The following is a 16,530-nucleotide window of genomic DNA, read 5'->3' as shown; positions in this document are numbered from 1 at the left end:
GTACCACCACAAATCAAATGTGGGAGCTGGCTTGCCTGCGATGGCGGTAGATCAGTTGCCAGAAACAGTGACTGGACTGCCGCTTTCGCGAGCAAGCCCGCTCCCACAGGGGATCTGCGCGGGGCAGAGAATTTTGGTACCACCACAAATCAAATGTGGGAGCTGGCTTGCCTGCGATGGCGGTGTATCAGCCGCCAGAAACAGTGACTGGACTGCCGCTTTCGCGAGCAAGCCCGCTCCCACAGGGGATCTGCGCGGGGCAGAGAATGTTGGTACCACCACAAATCAAATGTAGTAGCTGGCTTGCCTGCGATGGCGGTGAGTCAGCCGCCAGCAACAGTGACTGGACTGCCGCTATCGCGGGCAAGCCCGCTCCCACAGGGGATCTGCGCGGGGCAGAGAATGTTGGTACCACCACAAATCAAATGTGGGAGCTGGCTTGCCTGCGATGGCGGTGGATCAGCCGCCAGAAACAGTGACTGGACTGCCGCTTTCGCGAGCAAGCCCGCTCCCACAGGGGATCTGCGCGGGGCAGAGAATTTTGGCCCCACCACAAATCAAATGTGGGAACTGGCTTGCCTACGATGGCGGTGGGTCAGTTGCCAGAAGTAGTGACTGGACTGCCGCTATCGCGGGCAAGCCCGCTCCCACAGGGGATCTGCGCGAGGCAGAGAATGTTGGCACCACCACAAATCAAATGTGGGAGCTGGCTTGCCTGCGATGGCGGTGGTTCAGCTGCCAGCAACAGTGACTGGACTGTCGCTATCGCGGGCAAGCCCGCTCCCACAGGGGATCTGCGCGGGGCAGAGAATGTTGGTACCACCACAAATCAAATGTGGGAGCTGGCTTGCCTGCGATGGCGGTCGATCAGTTGCGAAAACAGTGAGACTGGACTGCCGCTTTCGCGAGCAAGCCCGCTCCCACAGGGGATCTGCGCGGGGCAGAGAATGTTGGTACCACCACAAATCAAATGTGGGAGCTGGCTTGCCTGCGATGGCGGTGGGTCAGCCGCCAGCGACAGTGACTGGACTGCCGCTATCGCGGGCAAGCCCGCTCCCACAAGGGGCACCAGGGGCAGCAAATTTTGCATACACCCCACATTGAATCGAGTGAAAACAAAAAGCCCCGTCTCTCGCGAGACGGGGCTTTGTTTTAACGCGCTAGCAGCCGATTACAGCACCGCTTGACCACTCATGGCCAGGTCCAGCAGTTCCCGGTTGGCCACCGCGTACATGGCGTAGTCCGTGCCGACCGCAGCCCGGATTTCCACCATCATCGCGCGCCAGCGTTCGACCATGCTCGCGTTCTGCTCAAGCCACAGGGCCACGCGGGCTTCCATGTCTTCTGGCGCATCGGCCATTTGCAGAACCTTGATGGTGATCGCCCGTTGCTGCCAGTCCACGTCATCGCGGAAGGCTTCGCGGGCCTGGGCCTGCCAGTTGTTGCCCACCGGCAGATCGCTGATCTGCTGCAGGTACCACGGCAAGTCCAGGGCGCTGCCCACGGCGAAGTAGGCCTTGGCCACATCGGCAGCGCTCTGACCGGTAACGTCAGCAGCCTCGATGATCGGCAACAAGGTGTACAGGTGCGTGGTGCCAGCAACCATGCGCGCCAACAGCTCAGGCACACCGGCTTCGACATAGGCCTGGTAACGGTTCTGCCAGCCTTCGCGGGTCGGGCCTTCCAGCAGTTCGTCGAGCTTGAGGCCCAACGCCGCCAGGTGCGGACCGAAGTGCGCCACATCACGCGCGGCATCCTGCTCGTTGCGACGGCTGCGCAGGAACCAGCGGGTAGCCCGACGGCCCAGGCGCATCAGTTCGTCCATCAGCGCCAGTTGCACTTCAGCCGAGACCTGGTGATCCAGGGCTTCGATCTGACGGAACCAGTGCGGGAGATGGAAGATGTCGCGCACGATCACATAGGCGCCCGCCACGTTCGCCGGGCTCATGCCGGTCGACTCTTTGAGGCGTTGCACGAAGGTGATGCCCATGTGGTTGACCAGGTCGTTGGCGATCTGGGTGCTGACGATCTCGCGCTTGAGGCGGTGGCGACGCATGGCCTCGCCGAACTTGGCCACCAGGCTCGGCGGGAACGCGGTCTCCATGTCGCGGGTCAGGTAGTCGTCATCCGGTACCAGGGACTTGAGCAGCGCTTCCTTGAGGTCGATCTTACTGTAGGAAATCAGCACCGACAGTTCCGGACGGGTCAGGCCCTTGCCGGTCGCGGCGCGCTCGACGAGCTGCTCCTCGGTCGGCAGGTACTCGATGGCGCGGTCCAGCTTGCCGCGGCCTTCCAGGTCGCTCATCAGACGCTTGTACTCGGCCGCACGCTCGTAGGCTTTGCGCGCCGCCAGGGACAGGGCCTGGGTCTGCTTGTAGTTGTTGCCCAACACCAGGCTGCCGACTTCGTCGGTCATGCTCGCCAGCAACTGGTTGCGTTGCTTGTCGGTCATGTCGCCAGCCTGCACCACTTCGTTGAGCAGGATCTTGATGTTCACTTCGTGGTCGGAGCAGTCCACACCACCGGCGTTGTCGATAAAGTCGGTGTTGGAACCGCCGCCATTGAGGCCGAATTCCACGCGACCCAGCTGGGTCATGCCCAGGTTACCGCCCTCGCCCACTACTTTGCAGCGCAGCTCGTTGCCGTTGACGCGCAGCGCGTCGTTGGCCTTGTCGCCGACATCGGCGTGGCTTTCGGTGCTGGCCTTGACGTAGGTGCCGATACCGCCGTTCCACAACAGGTCCACCGGCGCCTTGAGCAAGGCGTTCAGCAGCTCGGTCGGGGTCAGCTTGTCGGCCTGGATGTCGAAGCGTTCTTTCATCTGGGGCGAGATGGCAATGCTTTTGGCGCTGCGCGAGAAGATCCCGCCGCCTTCGGACATGATGCTGGTGTCGTAGTCCGACCAGGCCGAACGCGGCAGCTCAAACATACGCTGGCGCTCGATGAAGCTGGTTTCCGGGTTCGGGTTTGGATCAATAAAGATATGCAGGTGGTTGAAGGCCGCGACCAGTTGCAGCTTGTCGGACATCAACAAGCCGTTGCCGAACACGTCACCGGCCATGTCGCCGACGCCGACCACGGTAATGCTGTCTTTCTGCACATTGATGCCGCGCTCACGGAAGTGACGCTGCACACCGACCCACGCGCCCTTGGCGGTGATGCCCATTTTCTTGTGGTCGTAACCGGCCGAACCACCAGAGGCAAACGCATCGCCCAGCCAGAAGCCGTAGTCGATGGCGATGCCGTTGGCGATATCGGAGAAGGTCGCGGTGCCTTTGTCGGCCGCCACTACCAGGTACGGGTCGTCGTTGTCGTGGCGGACCACGTTCAACGGCGGCACCAGGGCACCGTCTTTCAGGTTGTCGGTAATGTCCAACAGACCGGAAATGAAGATGCGGTAGCAGGCGATGCCCTCGGCCGCGATCTCGTCCCGGCTGCCGCCCAATGGCAGGCGACGCGGCAGGAAGCCGCCCTTGGCGCCGACCGGCACGATCACCGAGTTCTTCACCTGCTGGGCTTTTACCAGGCCCAGCACTTCGGTGCGGAAGTCTTCTTCACGGTCGGACCAGCGCAGGCCGCCACGGGCAACGTTACCAAAGCGCAGGTGCACGCCTTCGACCCGCGGCGAGTAGACGAAGATTTCAAACTTCGGCACTGGCTTGGGCAACTCGGGAATAGCGTGGGGGTTGAACTTGAAGCTGAAGTACGACTTGTTCTGGCCGTTGGCATCCGCCTGGTAGAAGTTGGTGCGCAGGGTGGCCTTGATCAGGTCCAGGTAGCGCCGCAGGATCCGGTCTTCGTTAAGCACCTGCACATCGTCCAGGGCGTTGAGGATCGCTTGCTCCAGGCGCTGCTGCTTGTCTTCCAGGTCGTCGGCAGTGAGCTTGCGCGCCAGGTAGAAGCGCGTCTTGAACAACCGGGTCAACTCGCGGGCGATGTCGGTGTGGTTGTTCAGGGTGCTGGCGATGTAACCCAGGTCGAAGCCCAGGCGGATCTGCTTCAGGTAACGGGCATAAGCACGCAGCAGCGCCACGTCACGCCATGGCAAGCCGGCAGTCAGTACCAGGCGGTTGAATGCATCGTTCTCGGCATCGCCATTGACGATGTGCACGAACGCATCCTGCAGGGTGTCGTTGAGCTGCTGGATATCGAGGTTCAGGCCTTCGGCGGCGGTGAACGCAAAGTCATGGATCCAGAACTCGCGGCCATTGGCGTGGCGCAGGCGGTACGGGAACTCACCGAGCACGCGCAGGCCGAGGTTCTCGAGGATCGGCAGTACATCCGACAACGCCAGCGGAGTGTCAGCGTGGTACAGCTTGCAGTGCAATTCCTGCTGGCCGGTCACGTGGCCCAAAGGCTGATAGAAGCTCATCACCAGTGGCTTGGCTTCGGTCAGGTTCAACAGGTGCTGCATGTCGACCACGGCCGAGTGCGCGGCAAAGCGCTCGCGGTAGCCTGCCGGGAAGCCTTTCGGGAAATCCGCCAGCACATTGGTGCCGTGGGCTTCGCCGAAGCTTTCGACCACCAGGCTCGCGTAGTCGTCCTGCCAGCTGCGGCAGGCCTGCACCACTTCTTTTTCCAGGAGCAGCGGGTCGATATCCAGGCGGTTCTTCGGATCGACCCGCAGAATCAGCTGGACACGGGCCAGTACGGACTCGGAGAAGAACGTCCAGAATTCGCAATCCGAGGCTTTCAGGCGATCCATCAGCACTTGCTGGATCTTCTGGCGCACTTCGGTGGAGTAGATATCGCGCGGCACGTAGGCCAGGCAGTAGCAGAAACGGCCGTACGGGTCTTTGCGCAGGAACACGCGGATCTTGTTGCGCTCCTGGATCTGCACGATCGACATCACGGTGCTGAACAGCTCGTCCACCGGGGTCTGGAACAGGTCGTCGCGGGGCAGCACTTCAACCACCTGGGCCAGCTCCTTGCCCAGGTGCGCCTTGGCCTGGAAGCCCGAGCGGCGCTCGATTTCCGCGACCTTGCGGCGGATATAAGGAATCACCCGCACGTTTTCGCCGTACACCGAGGAGGTGTAGAGGCCCATGAAGCGGCATTCCTTGACGACCTTGCCGTCAGCATCGATCTGGCGGATCGACACGTAGTCAGGGTAAGCCGGACGGTGTACACGGCTTGGGTGCGCGGCCTTGGCGAACGACAACACGGTCGGCTCGCGCAGGTAGGCCACGGCGTAATCTTCGATGCGCAGGTCTTCAGCGGTGAGGCCGGCGCGCAGCAGTTTGGTCAGGCCGAGGAAGGAGTTGGCGTCATATTCCAGATGACCGCCGTCCTTCTCGTCACGTACCACAAATTCTTCGTAGCCGAGGAAGGTGAAGTGGTTGCCCACCAGCCATTCCAGGAAACTTTTGATCTCGGCCTTTTCTTCACCGTCGATGGTCAACGGGCTGTTATCGATGCTGTCCAGCAACTCCTGGACCTTGGCTTTCATCGGCTCGAAATCAGCCACGGCCACCCGCACTTCGCCCAGTACCTGCTCAAGTTCCTTGCTCAGGACGTTCAGCTCGGCGGCGTTGGCGCAGCGGTCGATCTCCAGGTACATCAGGGATTCTTGCAGGACGTCTTCGCCCTGGGTGCCCTTGGGCAGGATTTCCAGCAACTCGCCCTTCTTGCCACGGCGCACGCTGAGTACGGTGGTTTGCAGGGTATGGATGCTGTAGCCGCGACGGTTCAGCTCAGTGCGCACCGAATCCACGAGGAACGGCAGGTCATGGTGCAAGACCTCGACCGCAGTGTGGGTCGACTGCCAGCCGTGGCGTTCGTAGTCGGGGTTGTAGACCCGCACTTGCGGCTGGGTGTGATCAAAGCGCTCAAGCAGGCGCCAGGCAGACAGGGTGCAACCGGCCAGGTCGGACATGCGACGCTGGGTCAGCTCGTCCAGGGAAATGATGCCGAAGAATTGTTCAGCGAACAGCGCCACTTGTGGCAGTGCCTGTTCACTGATGTGCTGCGCCAGTGCCGCTTGCAGTTGATGCTGGAAGTCGGCTTTGCTGGCTGCGGTGAAGAACGCCATCTGTGGTACTCCGCTTGGGCTTGTTATTGATGGAAGCGTCGCGTGTTGTCCCCTGATGGGGAGGCCGTCATGTCTGTTCGCAGGTGCTGATGATAAGCACCATAGACGAATCAGGGTGACAGGTGGGTGAAGCTGGACAAGACCCTGAGGTCACATTCGACGTCCACTGGATGCACCACCGGCGGATGACGACACGACGGGCAGGCCAGAGTCACGCAGAAGGTACACCCGTTGCGCAGCTTAACGAGTGCGGCGAGCAGGCTGCTTACTGCACTGCGACATATTCGGTCAACACCCGGCAATGGGCGGTTGCACCAAGAGCAACCCCTCCCGCCAGTAAAGGGGTGGCTAGCGATTGAAAGTGGGTGGCCATGCAGGCACGGCGAGAGTGCTGACAGGTAAATATTCATACACTCGTACAATCTAATTCCCAGCTCCACGCAGGAACCGTATTTCAAAATTCAGTCACTTAGTGTGCGTAGGCAGTCATACCCATAAAGGCCCTATTACCACTCAACGAGGCTCAATTGAACGTACACTCTTCCGCCCTTAACGTCCCACCCGGTGGGAACCGTGGCTCTTTCTTCCAGCCCACTGCACGATCAAGTTCGGACAATGCCCCCGTTGCCTCCACGCCGCACTTTCCGGTGCCCTATTTCAAAGCGCCCCTATCCAGCAACAAGGCCGTCGAACAACTCATCAGCCAGTACAAGCAGCCCAAGACGGCAGATGAAATTACATCCATGGAAGTAAAGCGTCAGATAAAGGAAAAGTTCGGTAAAGATATTGACCCCGATAACACCTACTTAGTGAGCATTCAGTATGATCACCGCACCAATACCCCACCTTACAGCGGGGTCATTGTTCAAAAAATATCCCTGACCCAGGCAGCGAGGCTCAACCAGCAGGAAGAGCCTGACTTCCACGGGGCGATACGTTCAAAAGAGGACGGCCCTTTTGAAATAAGGAAAAGTTCAAAACATACAGATAAGCCTGACGCCTTTGGTAGGTTCCCGCGCCCAAATGAGACAGGGTTCACCAGCCACTTTCAAGGGATTTACACGGAGCCGCAGCAGGGGTCTGCGAATACCTATGATGCGAGCAACAGGGTCGATATCCCGGCAACTGAGTTCAAACAGATGGTATGGGATAACAGTTATAAATCCCCTTATGACCAGTACCTTAACAATTACTGGAACGGCAACTCCCGCCATGCCTACTCCGAAGCGGCGAGAGGCGCGTTTTTGAAAGCGTCACACGTTCAACACCATGACAAGTCTCTTACCGAAAACGATCGCCAGATTGCCATGGGTGTCGCGGGCATGCCGGCCGACAAAAGTTACCTATCCCTTAATCAAAATGACCTGACACAGCCCTACAAGGCTGACCCGAATCTGGAAACCAAATTCCTCACATTCAAAGGTTTCCCCATGCGCGCTTTTTACACCCAGGATAAGACCACGGGCAGGGTCTTGTTGTATCTACCTGGCCAGGCGTCTCCGTTGAAAGGCTTCGACTCCAAGAAAGAAATGAATAAATGGCTGGCCGAGCAAATGAAAGATCCGCAATTCGTCGAGAGTTTCAAACTTTACTTCCGCCCCGAAGACCTCGGTAATGAATTCCTGTCCAAAGGCATTGATGCACTCGTAGACAACACCCGCAATGTACTTAACGGTGACCTTCCTGCCTCCACGCAAGAAAAGCTCGGTTATTTTGACGAGGGTGGCCTATTCGATGGCCAGGTTGTCCAGGGAAGTCCATTCGAGGAACTCCAGCATCGCACCGAGGTAGACCTGAAAAGCGCCACTCGTTTTCAATTCGTCCTCAATCGCGACGTCAACGCAAAGACTGCGTTCAAGTACTTGAACTGGGCAAAATATGGGCTACTTCTTTTAGCCCCACTCGGAATCGCTTTCCCGCCGCTGGGCATTGCCCTGACGGCCACAAGCACAGCGGTGGGCACCGCGCAACTCGGCATTGGCATAGACAGCTATATCCACAGGCGCCCTGGGGCAGACAAGCTCATTGGCGAAGGTTCCGTGAAAACCCTTCTTCCTGTGTTCACCAGTGGTTTGGGGAATGCCTTTAAACCGTTAAGCAGCGCAATCAGTGCCTGGGCCTCCAAAACCTGATGCCCGCTTGATACAAAAGCCGACACAAAGCCCGATGCAATGGCAGAATCAAGGCCTGCCGGCCTTGAAGCCGCCTTTCCAGACAGGACTCTACATGCAACTGACCACCACCCACCTGCTCGCCACCCCCTGCGACGACGAAGAAGACAACATGGCCATGCTCTGCTGCCACGGTACCCATGGCGAGATGTTCATGCTGTCGCGTTATCCAGATGAGGACGAGGTTGAACTGACCTGGGACTACGAGCCTTCGACCCTGGAAGGCTTGAAGATCACCCTGAGCGCGACCACCCTCCTGGTGGAAATCGGTGCGGCGGACAAGGACGCATTGGGCGGCAGCGACCACCTGCAGATCAATCACGGTACCGCTGAGGCGGACTTGGCCGAGGTAGAAGAAACCCTGCAGAACATTCTCAAGGGCACTGGCACTTATATCCGCACGCCTTGATGGGCACCTGCTAAATCGCCATCGCGGCGATGCGGCGACCCGACAAGCCCGCCCCCACCTGTGGGAGGCCGGGCTTGTCGGGTCGCCGCATCGCCGCGATGAGACCCTTATAAACGCCAAAAACCTCAGACCTTTCCTACAGATCGCAAAAAAATACCCCCTGGTTCATTAGTCGCCAGCCCCTCCAATGCATTAAAGTAGGCCCCCCAGGCCTTGGCATTTTTCCCAATCCCCAGGCTCATCTTTCCAGGAACCGTCCTTGATGGAACATCGTGAAGCGCTGCTCGCGCTGCGAACCTTTCTTTCTACGCAGATTCTCGGCCAGGAAAAACTCATCGAGCGTTTGCTCATTGCCCTGCTCGCCGACGGCCATATGCTGGTAGAGGGCGCTCCCGGCCTGGCCAAGACCAAGGCCATCAAGGAGCTTGCCGAAGGGATCGAAGCACAGTTCCATCGTATCCAGTTCACCCCCGACCTGTTGCCCGCCGACATCACCGGCACCGAGATCTATCGTCCGGAAACCGGCAGTTTCGTGTTCCAGCAAGGGCCGATCTTCCACAACCTGGTGCTGGCGGACGAGATCAATCGTGCTCCGGCCAAGGTCCAGTCGGCCCTGCTCGAAGCCATGGCCGAGCGCCAGGTCAGCGTCGGGCGCAGCACCTACGAGCTGTCGCCGCTGTTTTTGGTAATGGCCACGCAGAACCCCATCGAGCAGGAAGGCACCTATCCCCTGCCCGAAGCCCAGCTCGACCGCTTCCTGATGCACGTCAAGATCGGCTTCCCCGATGCCGCCGTGGAGCGGCGCATCCTGCAACAGGCCCGTGGCGAAGCGCTGAATGGCGAGACAAAGCCCGAGCGGCGGGTCAGCCAGCAGGCGATTTTTGCCGCGCGCAAGGAAATCCTCGGCCTGTACATGGCCGACGCCGTGGAGGAATACCTGGTGCAACTGGTCATGGCCACGCGCACCCCGGCCAAGTTCGACGCGGAAATGGCCGAGTGGATTGCCTATGGCGCCAGCCCCCGGGGCTCGATTGCCCTTGATCGCTGCGCCCGCGCCCACGCCTGGCTGGCCGGGCGTGACTTTGTCAGCCCGGAAGATATCCAGGCGGTGCTGTTCGATGTACTGCGCCACCGCATCATTCTGTCGTTCGAGGCCGAAGCGGCCGGCATCGACCAGGACCGCGTGGTGCAGCGTATTCTCGACGTCGTAGCCGTCGCTTGATCTCCATGAATGCCGGCGACGGGATCCATGTCAGCCTCAGCGAATTGATCGAGATGCGCCACCGCGTGCGCGAAGTACAGCTGTTTTCCACGCCCAGCCAGCGCAGCCCGTTGATCGGCCTGCACCACTCCAAACTGCGCGGGCGCGGTGTGGACTTCGATCAGGTGCGGGTGTACCAGGCCGGCGACGATGTGCGCACCATCGACTGGCGCGTCACCGCCCGTACCCAGGAGCCCCACACCAAGCTGTTCCACGAAGAGCGCGAACGGCCGATCTTTATCATGGTGGAGCAAAGCTGCCGGCTGTTTTTCGGCTCCGGACTGATGTTCAAGTCGGTCCTCGCCGCCCAGGCCGCCAGCCTCATCGGCTGGGCCGCGCTGGGCCACAACGATCGGGTCGGCGGCCTGGTGTTCGGCGATAACGAGCACTACGAAATCAAGCCCCGGCGCAGCAAGCAAAGCCTGCTGCAACTGCTCAACCGCCTGGTACGGGTCAACCAGAGCCTCAACACCGAGAGCCGCCCCGAAGCCGACGCCCTGGGCATGGCCCTGCGCCGAGGCCGCGAAGTGCTGCGCCCCGGCAGCCTGGTGATTGTGATTTGCGACGAGCGCGCCCTGACCGAGGGCGCCGAGCAGCAACTGAGCCTGTTGTCGCGCCATTGCGACCTGTTGCTGCTGCCGGTCTCAGACCCGCTGGACCACGCACTGCCCGCCGCCGGGCTGCTGCGTTTCGCCGAGCGCGGCGCGCAATTGGAAATCGACACCTTGAACTTCGAGCTGCGCCAGGCTTACAAGGCCCAGGCCGAAGCACGCATCGCCCGCTGGGAATTGCTCGCGCAAAAACTGCGGGTACTGCTGATGCCATTGAGCACCCAGAGCGAAATGGTCGAGCAACTGCGCGAATACCTCAACCCGCAACGCCCGGTGAAAAAGCCATGAGCAGCCTGGACCAGTTGCAACCGCTGATCGCCCCACCGGCCATTGGCTTCTGGCCGCCGGCGCCGGGCTGGTGGCTGTTGCTGGCGCTGATCCCCCTGGCGGGCTGGGGCTTGTGGTGGCTGCGGCGCTTCCTGCCGAGCAAACGCCCCCTGGCCCGGGCCGAACAGCCCCTGGACCCGCTGCGTATTGCCGCCCTCGCGGAACTGGCGCTGATGCCCAAGCCCTACGACGGCGCACCGGCCGGCGCCTGGCTGCAGCAGCTCAACGGCCTGCTCAAGCGCCTGTGCCGCAACGACTACCCCTACAGCCAGAGCCACACCCTCAACGGGCGCAAATGGCTGGCCTTTCTCGATAACCGCTGCCCCGCCGCCGGCCTCACGCGCTGGATGGTCCTCGTCGAGGGCGCCTACAAACCCGAATGCAAGCTCGACGACAAGGCCATCGCCGGCCTGACGCAAGCGGTCGACACCTGGATTCGCAAACATGTTTGAGTTCGCCTGGCCGTGGGTCTTTGCCCTGCTGCCCCTGCCCTGGCTGATGCGGCTGATCCTGCCGGTGGCCGACAGCGGCGAGCCGGCCTTGAAAGTCAGCTTTCTCGGCGACCTCGAAGGGCTGGCCCGGCGCCGCGCGCGCATCAACCTGCCAGGCTGGCGCCAACAAGCGCCGTTCGTGGTGCTGTGGTTGTTGCTGCTGACCGCCGCCGCCCGCCCGGAATGGCTCGGCGAACCGTTGCCGATTGCCGCCAGCGGCCGCGACCTGTTGGTGGCGGTGGACGTGTCCGGCTCCATGGACTTCCCCGATATGCAATGGCAGGACGAAGACGTCAGCCGCCTGAACCTGGTCAAGCACCTGCTTGGCGACTTTCTCGAAAGCCGCGAGGGCGACCGCGTTGGCCTGATCCTGTTTGGCAGCCAGGCCTACCTGCAGGCACCGCTGACCTTCGACCGGCGCACCGTGCGCACTTGGCTGGATGAGGCACGCATCGGCATCGCCGGAAAAAATACCGCGATTGGCGACGCCATTGGCCTGGCCCTCAAACGCCTGCGGCAACGCCCGGCACAAAGCCGGGTGCTGATCCTGGTCACCGACGGGGCCAACAATGGCGGCGAAATCGACCCATTGACCGCCGCCCGCCTGGCCGCCGAAGAAGGCGTGAAAATCTACCCCATCGGCATTGGCGCCAGCCCCGAACAGACCGGCAGCCTGGGCATGCTCGGCCTCAACCCCAGCCTGGACCTCGACGAGCCGGCGCTCAAGGCCATCGCCCAGACCACCGGCGGGCAGTATTTCCGCGCCCATGACGGCGCCGAGTTGCAAGCGATCAAACAAACCCTCGACCAGCTGGAGCCGGTGGCGCAACAACCAACCCAGGCCCGCCCGACCCAGGCGCTGTATAGCGGGCCGCTGGCCCTGGCGCTGTTTCTCAGCCTGCTGCTGGTGATCCAGGAACGCTGGCCGGACAACGCCCTGCAACGGCTGCTCAATAAACTCTCGACCAAGGGCCATTTCCTGCAACAGCACCCGCAATGGCGGCAACGCCTTAAACGCCTGCGCTTGCGGAGGCGTCGATGATCGCTTTATGGCCGCACTGGTTCCGCCCCTGGTGGCTGTTGCTGCTGCCCGTCCTCGGCTGGTTGCTGTGGCAACTGTGGCATCGGCAAAAACGCGCCGGGCGCTGGCAGATGATCCTGCCGCCGGCCTTCCACGCCGCCCTGCTCAGTGGCGGCAATGGCCGGGAAAGCAAGTCACCATGGCTGTTGCTGGGCCTGGCCTGGCTGCTGGCGGTGCTGGCCTTGCTCGGCCCCGGCTGGCAGCGGGTCGAGCAGATCAGCCAGAAGCCCGCCGACCCGCTGGTGGTGCTGCTGGAGCTGACCCCAGAGATGCTTGCCACCGACAGCCCGCCCAATCGCCTGGAGCAGGCGCGGCGCAAGCTGGTGGATCTGCTGCAGGCGCGCAGCGATGCGCAGACCGCCATCGTCGTGTATGCCGGCAGCGCCCACACGCTGGTGCCACTGTCCGACGACCTGGCCACCAGCCGCAACCTGCTGGAAGCCCTGCGCCCGTCGATCATGCCCGAGGCCGGCCATCGTGCCGACCTGGCAGTGGAAAAAGCCCTGGGCCTGCTCAAGCACGGCGGCCTGGGCCAGGGTCGCCTGTTGTTGATTGGCTCGTCGCTGTCCAAGCAGGAACGCCAGGGCATTCGCCTGCTGCTGCAAGGCCAGGCGCCGAGCCTGTCGATCCTCGGCATCGGCAGCCGCGAAGGCACGCCAGTGACCCAGGAAAGTGGCGAGTTCCTCAAGGACGAACAAGGCGCGATCCTGATCCCGCGCCTGGACAGCCCGACGCTCAAGGCCTTTGCCAGCGAAATGGGCGGCCGCTATCGCCAGGCCCGCCTGGACGACAAGGACCTGCGTGGCCTGGGCCTGCTGGACGGCCCGCAAAACCTGCGCGACGACGGTCAGCGCCTGCAACTGGACACCTGGGCCGACCAGGGTTACTGGCTATTGCTGCCCTTGCTGCTGCTTGCCGCCTGCGCCGGGCGCCGTGGCTGGCTGTTCTGCCTGCCGTTGCTGCTCCTGGCCGCGCCGCAGCCGAGCTACGCGTTCAGCTTTGACGACCTGTGGCTGCGCCCCGATCAACAGGGCCAGTACCTGCTCAAGCACAAACGCCCGGCCGAAGCCGCCGAACACTTTGAAAACCCGCAATGGCAGGGTGTCGCCCTGTACGAGGCGGGCAACTATGCCGAGGCGGCCCGGCGTTTTGCCGAAGGCAGTGATGCCTATTCCCACTACAATCGTGGCAATGCCCTGGCCCGCACCGGTGAGCTGGAAGCCGCGATAGACGCCTATGAGCAAGCCCTGGAAGCCCAGCCCGACTTGCAGCCCGCCCTGAAAAACAAAGCCCTTGTCGAGAGCCTGCTGCTGGAAGAGCCAGAACCTGAGCCGCCCGCACCGGAAAAAAACGAGGATGACGAATCCACCCAACCCGGCCAAACTACGCAATCGGGCGACAGCGGCCAACAGGCCAACGGCGGCGAGCAATCGCCCCAGGGCGCGGGCCAGGCAGGCACGGCTGACACACAAACCGGCACCCCGCCCGTTGCCGGCAACAACGAAGTACCCGGCAGCGAACTGGGCGACGAACAAACCACGACGCCGCCCTTGCGCCCCACCGAGAGCCACCTCGACGAGGAGCACCGCCAGGCCCTGGAACAGTGGCTGCGACAGATCCCGGACAACCCCGGCGAGTTGTTGCGACGCAAATTCTGGTACGAACAGCAACAACATCAGGACAAGACTCGATGAGCCGCTGCACCCCCTTTGTCTTATTGCTAGCGCTGTGGGCCGGTCACGCCCAGGCGGCCGACCTGGCCGCCAGTATCGACCGCAGCCGCGTCAATTCCGGGGAAACGGTGGAGCTGACAATCGAGTCCAACGACGTCACCCAGTTCGGCAAACCGGACCTGGCGCCCCTGGACCCGCTGTTCGACGTGCGTGGCACCCGCCAGATCAACCAACTCACCACCCTTGACGGCAGCAACCACGCCACCACTCGCTGGATCATCACCTTGCAGCCCAAGACCACCGGCACCGTGGTGATCCCGCCGCTGCAACTGGGCGAACTCAAGACCCAAGCCATCAGCCTGCAAGTGGACGAAACCCTGGGCCAGGACAGTGACAATCAACTGGAACCGGTATTCATCGAAGCCAGCCTCGATGAGGGCAGCGTCTATGTACAGGCCCAGGCCCTGCTGACGGTGCGCATCTACCACTCGGTGGCGCTGTATGACGACAGCAGCCTGACGCCGTTGCAGTTGTCTGACGCGCGGGTCGAGCAGGTGGGCGATTCGCGCACCTATGAAAAAGTCATCAACGGCGTGCGCCACGGCGTGATCGAAATGCGCTATGGGATCTACCCGCAACACAGCGGGCAACTGCTGATCCCGGCGCAAATATTCAGTGCCACCCAAGTCGAACCGCGCCCGGCCCAGGGCACCACGCCCCAGGCACCCAGGCCCGGCAAGCTGTTGCATGTCAATTCCACCGAAATCCCCCTGACGGTCAAGCCCAAGCCGGCCCTGTACCCCGCAGACGCCCCCTGGCTGCCGGCGCGCAGCCTGAGCCTGGGTGAAAGCTGGAACCCGGAACCTACGAACGTGCAGGTCGGCGACTCCCTGACCCGCATCCTCACCCTCAAGGCCGAAGGCTTGGCCAGTGCCCAGTTACCGGCGCTGCCGAGCACCGAAATCGCCGGCCTGCGGCGTTACCCCGACCAGCCGGTGTTGAGCAACCAGAGCAGCGAGCGCGGGGTGATCGGCAGCCGCGAAGACCGCGAGGCCCTGGTGCCCAACCGCGCCGGCGCCCTGGAGCTGCCGGCGGTGGAGGTGGTGTGGTGGAACACCCATGAAGACCATCTGGAACGCACCAGCCTGCCGGCCCGCACCCTGCAAGTGGCGGTCAACCCGAGCCTGGTGGTCGACACCCCGGCCACCCCCACCGTAATCACCGCACCGGACGATGGCCGCCTGTGGATCTGGCAACTTACCAGCCTGCTCCTCGCCGGCACCACCCTGCTCGGCTTCGGCCTGTGGTGGCGGGCCCGCTCCCGCCCGGCAATCCAGCGCGCCGCACAAACCGGGCCCAGCCCCCGCACCTTGCTCGACGACCTCAAGCGTGCGAGCCAGGCCAATGACCCCCAGGCCACACGCCAGGCGCTGGATGCCTGGGCACGCCAACAACCGGAAACCCTGGCGGACATGGCGGCGCGGTTTGTGCCCTTGTCCGATGCCCTGGATGGGCTGAACGGCGCGCTCTACAGCGAAACCGGCCAGTATTGGCAGGGTGAGGAGCTGTGGCGGGCGATCAAGGCCATTCCCATGGCCGAGCGCGAACAGGCGCCGGTGGCCGACAGCACCAGCTTGCCGCCGCTGTATCCCAAGTAACTGCCCATGCTGTAGCGACATTGGGCTCGGCGCAGGCATATTCGTTGGGGCATGCGTGGACTGCTGTGGGAGCTGGCTTGTTGGTGATGGCGGGGTTGTGTACATATCCGTTGCTGCGGTCACGGCGGCTATTGGTTCCGCCCTTACGGCGGCTCACTTTGGAAGAGCGCCAAAGTAAGCAAAGCGCTCTTGCCCCACCACTCGGCACCTCGCCTAGGCTCGGTGTGCCCGTCATCCGACATTGATTTGGGGGGCCGCCGCGATGGGCCATCCATGGCCCAGCGCGGCTAACCCGGCGTCCTGCCGGGTTACCCCCCAAATCAAAATCGGATGACGGCCAGCGTGGTTTAACGGGGCGCCTCAGATCAAAAGCAAAGCGAGGCGGCCTGACAGCCGACCTGATCGTCGAGGCGTACACATATACCTGTGGGAGCTGGCTTGTCGGGTCGCCGCATCGCTGCGATGGCGGTGTATCAATCGATAAATGTATTGGCTGATGAACCGCCATCGCAGCGATGCGGCGACCCGACAAGCCAGCTCCCACAGGGGAATGCAGCTTCGCGCTCTGGCTTTGCTGTTGCTCTGTTTTTGATCTGGCTTTTGATCTTGATCTCAGGCGCCCCGTTAAACCACGATGGCCGCAGGCAGGTATTGCGCAGTGGGTACCCCGCCATGGATGCCGGGGTAGCCGCGACACGGCCAGGGATGGCCGATCGCGGCGGGCCCACGGAGCAATGCCTGACTGCGGGCATGCCGAGCCTAGGCGAGGCACCGAGTGGTGGGGCAAGAGCCCTTTTGGTTACTTTTGGCTGGGCCG

General features: G+C 62.2%; 9 protein-coding genes. 8 read left to right on the top strand and 1 reads right to left on the bottom strand.

Going from position 1 to position 16,530, the window contains the following annotated elements; all coding sequences use genetic code 11:
* Positions 1–1,171: 1,171 nt before the first annotated feature.
* Complete coding sequence (locus PSH80_RS10920; RefSeq protein WP_305420187.1) at positions 1,172–6,031, bottom strand: NAD-glutamate dehydrogenase; 4,860 nt, start codon at positions 6,029–6,031, stop codon at positions 1,172–1,174.
* A gap of 527 nt (positions 6,032–6,558) precedes the next feature.
* On the opposite strand from PSH80_RS10920, the gene PSH80_RS10915 reads away from it, so the two are divergent.
* From PSH80_RS10915 to PSH80_RS10880, 8 genes are all read left to right on the top strand, one after another.
* Positions 6,559–8,163 carry a dermonecrotic toxin domain-containing protein gene (locus PSH80_RS10915; RefSeq protein ID WP_128593917.1) on the top strand — a complete coding sequence of 535 codons (1,605 nt, stop codon included), beginning with the start codon at positions 6,559–6,561 and terminating at the stop codon, positions 8,161–8,163.
* Between the two features lie 94 nt (positions 8,164–8,257).
* Complete coding sequence (locus PSH80_RS10910) at positions 8,258–8,611, top strand: hypothetical protein (protein ID WP_057959831.1); 354 nt, start codon at positions 8,258–8,260, stop codon at positions 8,609–8,611.
* Between the two features lie 262 nt (positions 8,612–8,873).
* Positions 8,874–9,833 carry a MoxR family ATPase gene (locus PSH80_RS10905; RefSeq protein WP_057959832.1) on the top strand — a complete coding sequence of 320 codons (960 nt, stop codon included), beginning with the start codon at positions 8,874–8,876 and terminating at the stop codon, positions 9,831–9,833.
* Between the two features lie 5 nt (positions 9,834–9,838).
* The gene (locus PSH80_RS10900; protein WP_057438643.1) at positions 9,839–10,771 is read left to right on the top strand and encodes a DUF58 domain-containing protein; all 933 of its coding nucleotides are present in this window, start codon (positions 9,839–9,841) and stop codon (positions 10,769–10,771) included.
* Positions 10,768–11,262 carry a DUF4381 domain-containing protein gene (locus PSH80_RS10895; RefSeq protein ID WP_169961171.1) on the top strand — a complete coding sequence of 165 codons (495 nt, stop codon included), beginning with the start codon at positions 10,768–10,770 and terminating at the stop codon, positions 11,260–11,262. The genes PSH80_RS10900 and PSH80_RS10895 overlap by 4 nt, the downstream gene beginning before the upstream one ends.
* Positions 11,255–12,343, top strand: coding sequence for a VWA domain-containing protein (locus tag PSH80_RS10890; RefSeq protein ID WP_057959833.1), 1,089 nt, complete (start codon positions 11,255–11,257; stop codon positions 12,341–12,343). Before PSH80_RS10895 ends, PSH80_RS10890 begins: the two co-directional genes overlap by 8 nt.
* A complete protein-coding gene (locus tag PSH80_RS10885) occupies positions 12,340–14,076 on the top strand; it encodes a tetratricopeptide repeat protein (protein ID WP_200657283.1) in 1,737 nt (578 codons plus the stop codon). Before PSH80_RS10890 ends, PSH80_RS10885 begins: the two co-directional genes overlap by 4 nt.
* Positions 14,073–15,713 (top strand): BatD family protein, encoded by a 1,641-nt coding sequence (locus PSH80_RS10880; protein WP_057959835.1) that lies wholly within the window; start codon positions 14,073–14,075, stop codon positions 15,711–15,713. Before PSH80_RS10885 ends, PSH80_RS10880 begins: the two co-directional genes overlap by 4 nt.
* Positions 15,714–16,530: the final 817 nt, after the last annotated feature.

Origin of the sequence: Pseudomonas sp. FP818, assembly GCF_030687335.1 — a bacterium.
In the GTDB taxonomy this organism is placed as follows: domain Bacteria; phylum Pseudomonadota; class Gammaproteobacteria; order Pseudomonadales; family Pseudomonadaceae; genus Aquipseudomonas; species Aquipseudomonas shahriarae.
Note: the sequence above shows the minus strand (reverse complement) of the source record. Positions and strands in the feature narration are given on the sequence as shown.

What these genes read in the sequence shown, in the direction of transcription:
- PSH80_RS10920 (WP_305420187.1), bottom strand. Translation starts at nt 6,031, where the DNA reads ATGGCGTTCTTCACCGCAGCCAGCAAAGCCGACTTCCAGCATCAACTG.
- PSH80_RS10910 (WP_057959831.1), top strand. Translation starts at nt 8,258, where the DNA reads ATGCAACTGACCACCACCCACCTGCTCGCCACCCCCTGCGACGACGAA.
- PSH80_RS10905 (WP_057959832.1), top strand. Translation starts at nt 8,874, where the DNA reads ATGGAACATCGTGAAGCGCTGCTCGCGCTGCGAACCTTTCTTTCTACG.
- PSH80_RS10900 (WP_057438643.1), top strand. Translation starts at nt 9,839, where the DNA reads ATGAATGCCGGCGACGGGATCCATGTCAGCCTCAGCGAATTGATCGAG.
- PSH80_RS10895 (WP_169961171.1), top strand. Translation starts at nt 10,768, where the DNA reads ATGAGCAGCCTGGACCAGTTGCAACCGCTGATCGCCCCACCGGCCATT.
- PSH80_RS10890 (WP_057959833.1), top strand. Translation starts at nt 11,255, where the DNA reads ATGTTTGAGTTCGCCTGGCCGTGGGTCTTTGCCCTGCTGCCCCTGCCC.
- PSH80_RS10885 (WP_200657283.1), top strand. Translation starts at nt 12,340, where the DNA reads ATGATCGCTTTATGGCCGCACTGGTTCCGCCCCTGGTGGCTGTTGCTG.
- PSH80_RS10880 (WP_057959835.1), top strand. Translation starts at nt 14,073, where the DNA reads ATGAGCCGCTGCACCCCCTTTGTCTTATTGCTAGCGCTGTGGGCCGGT.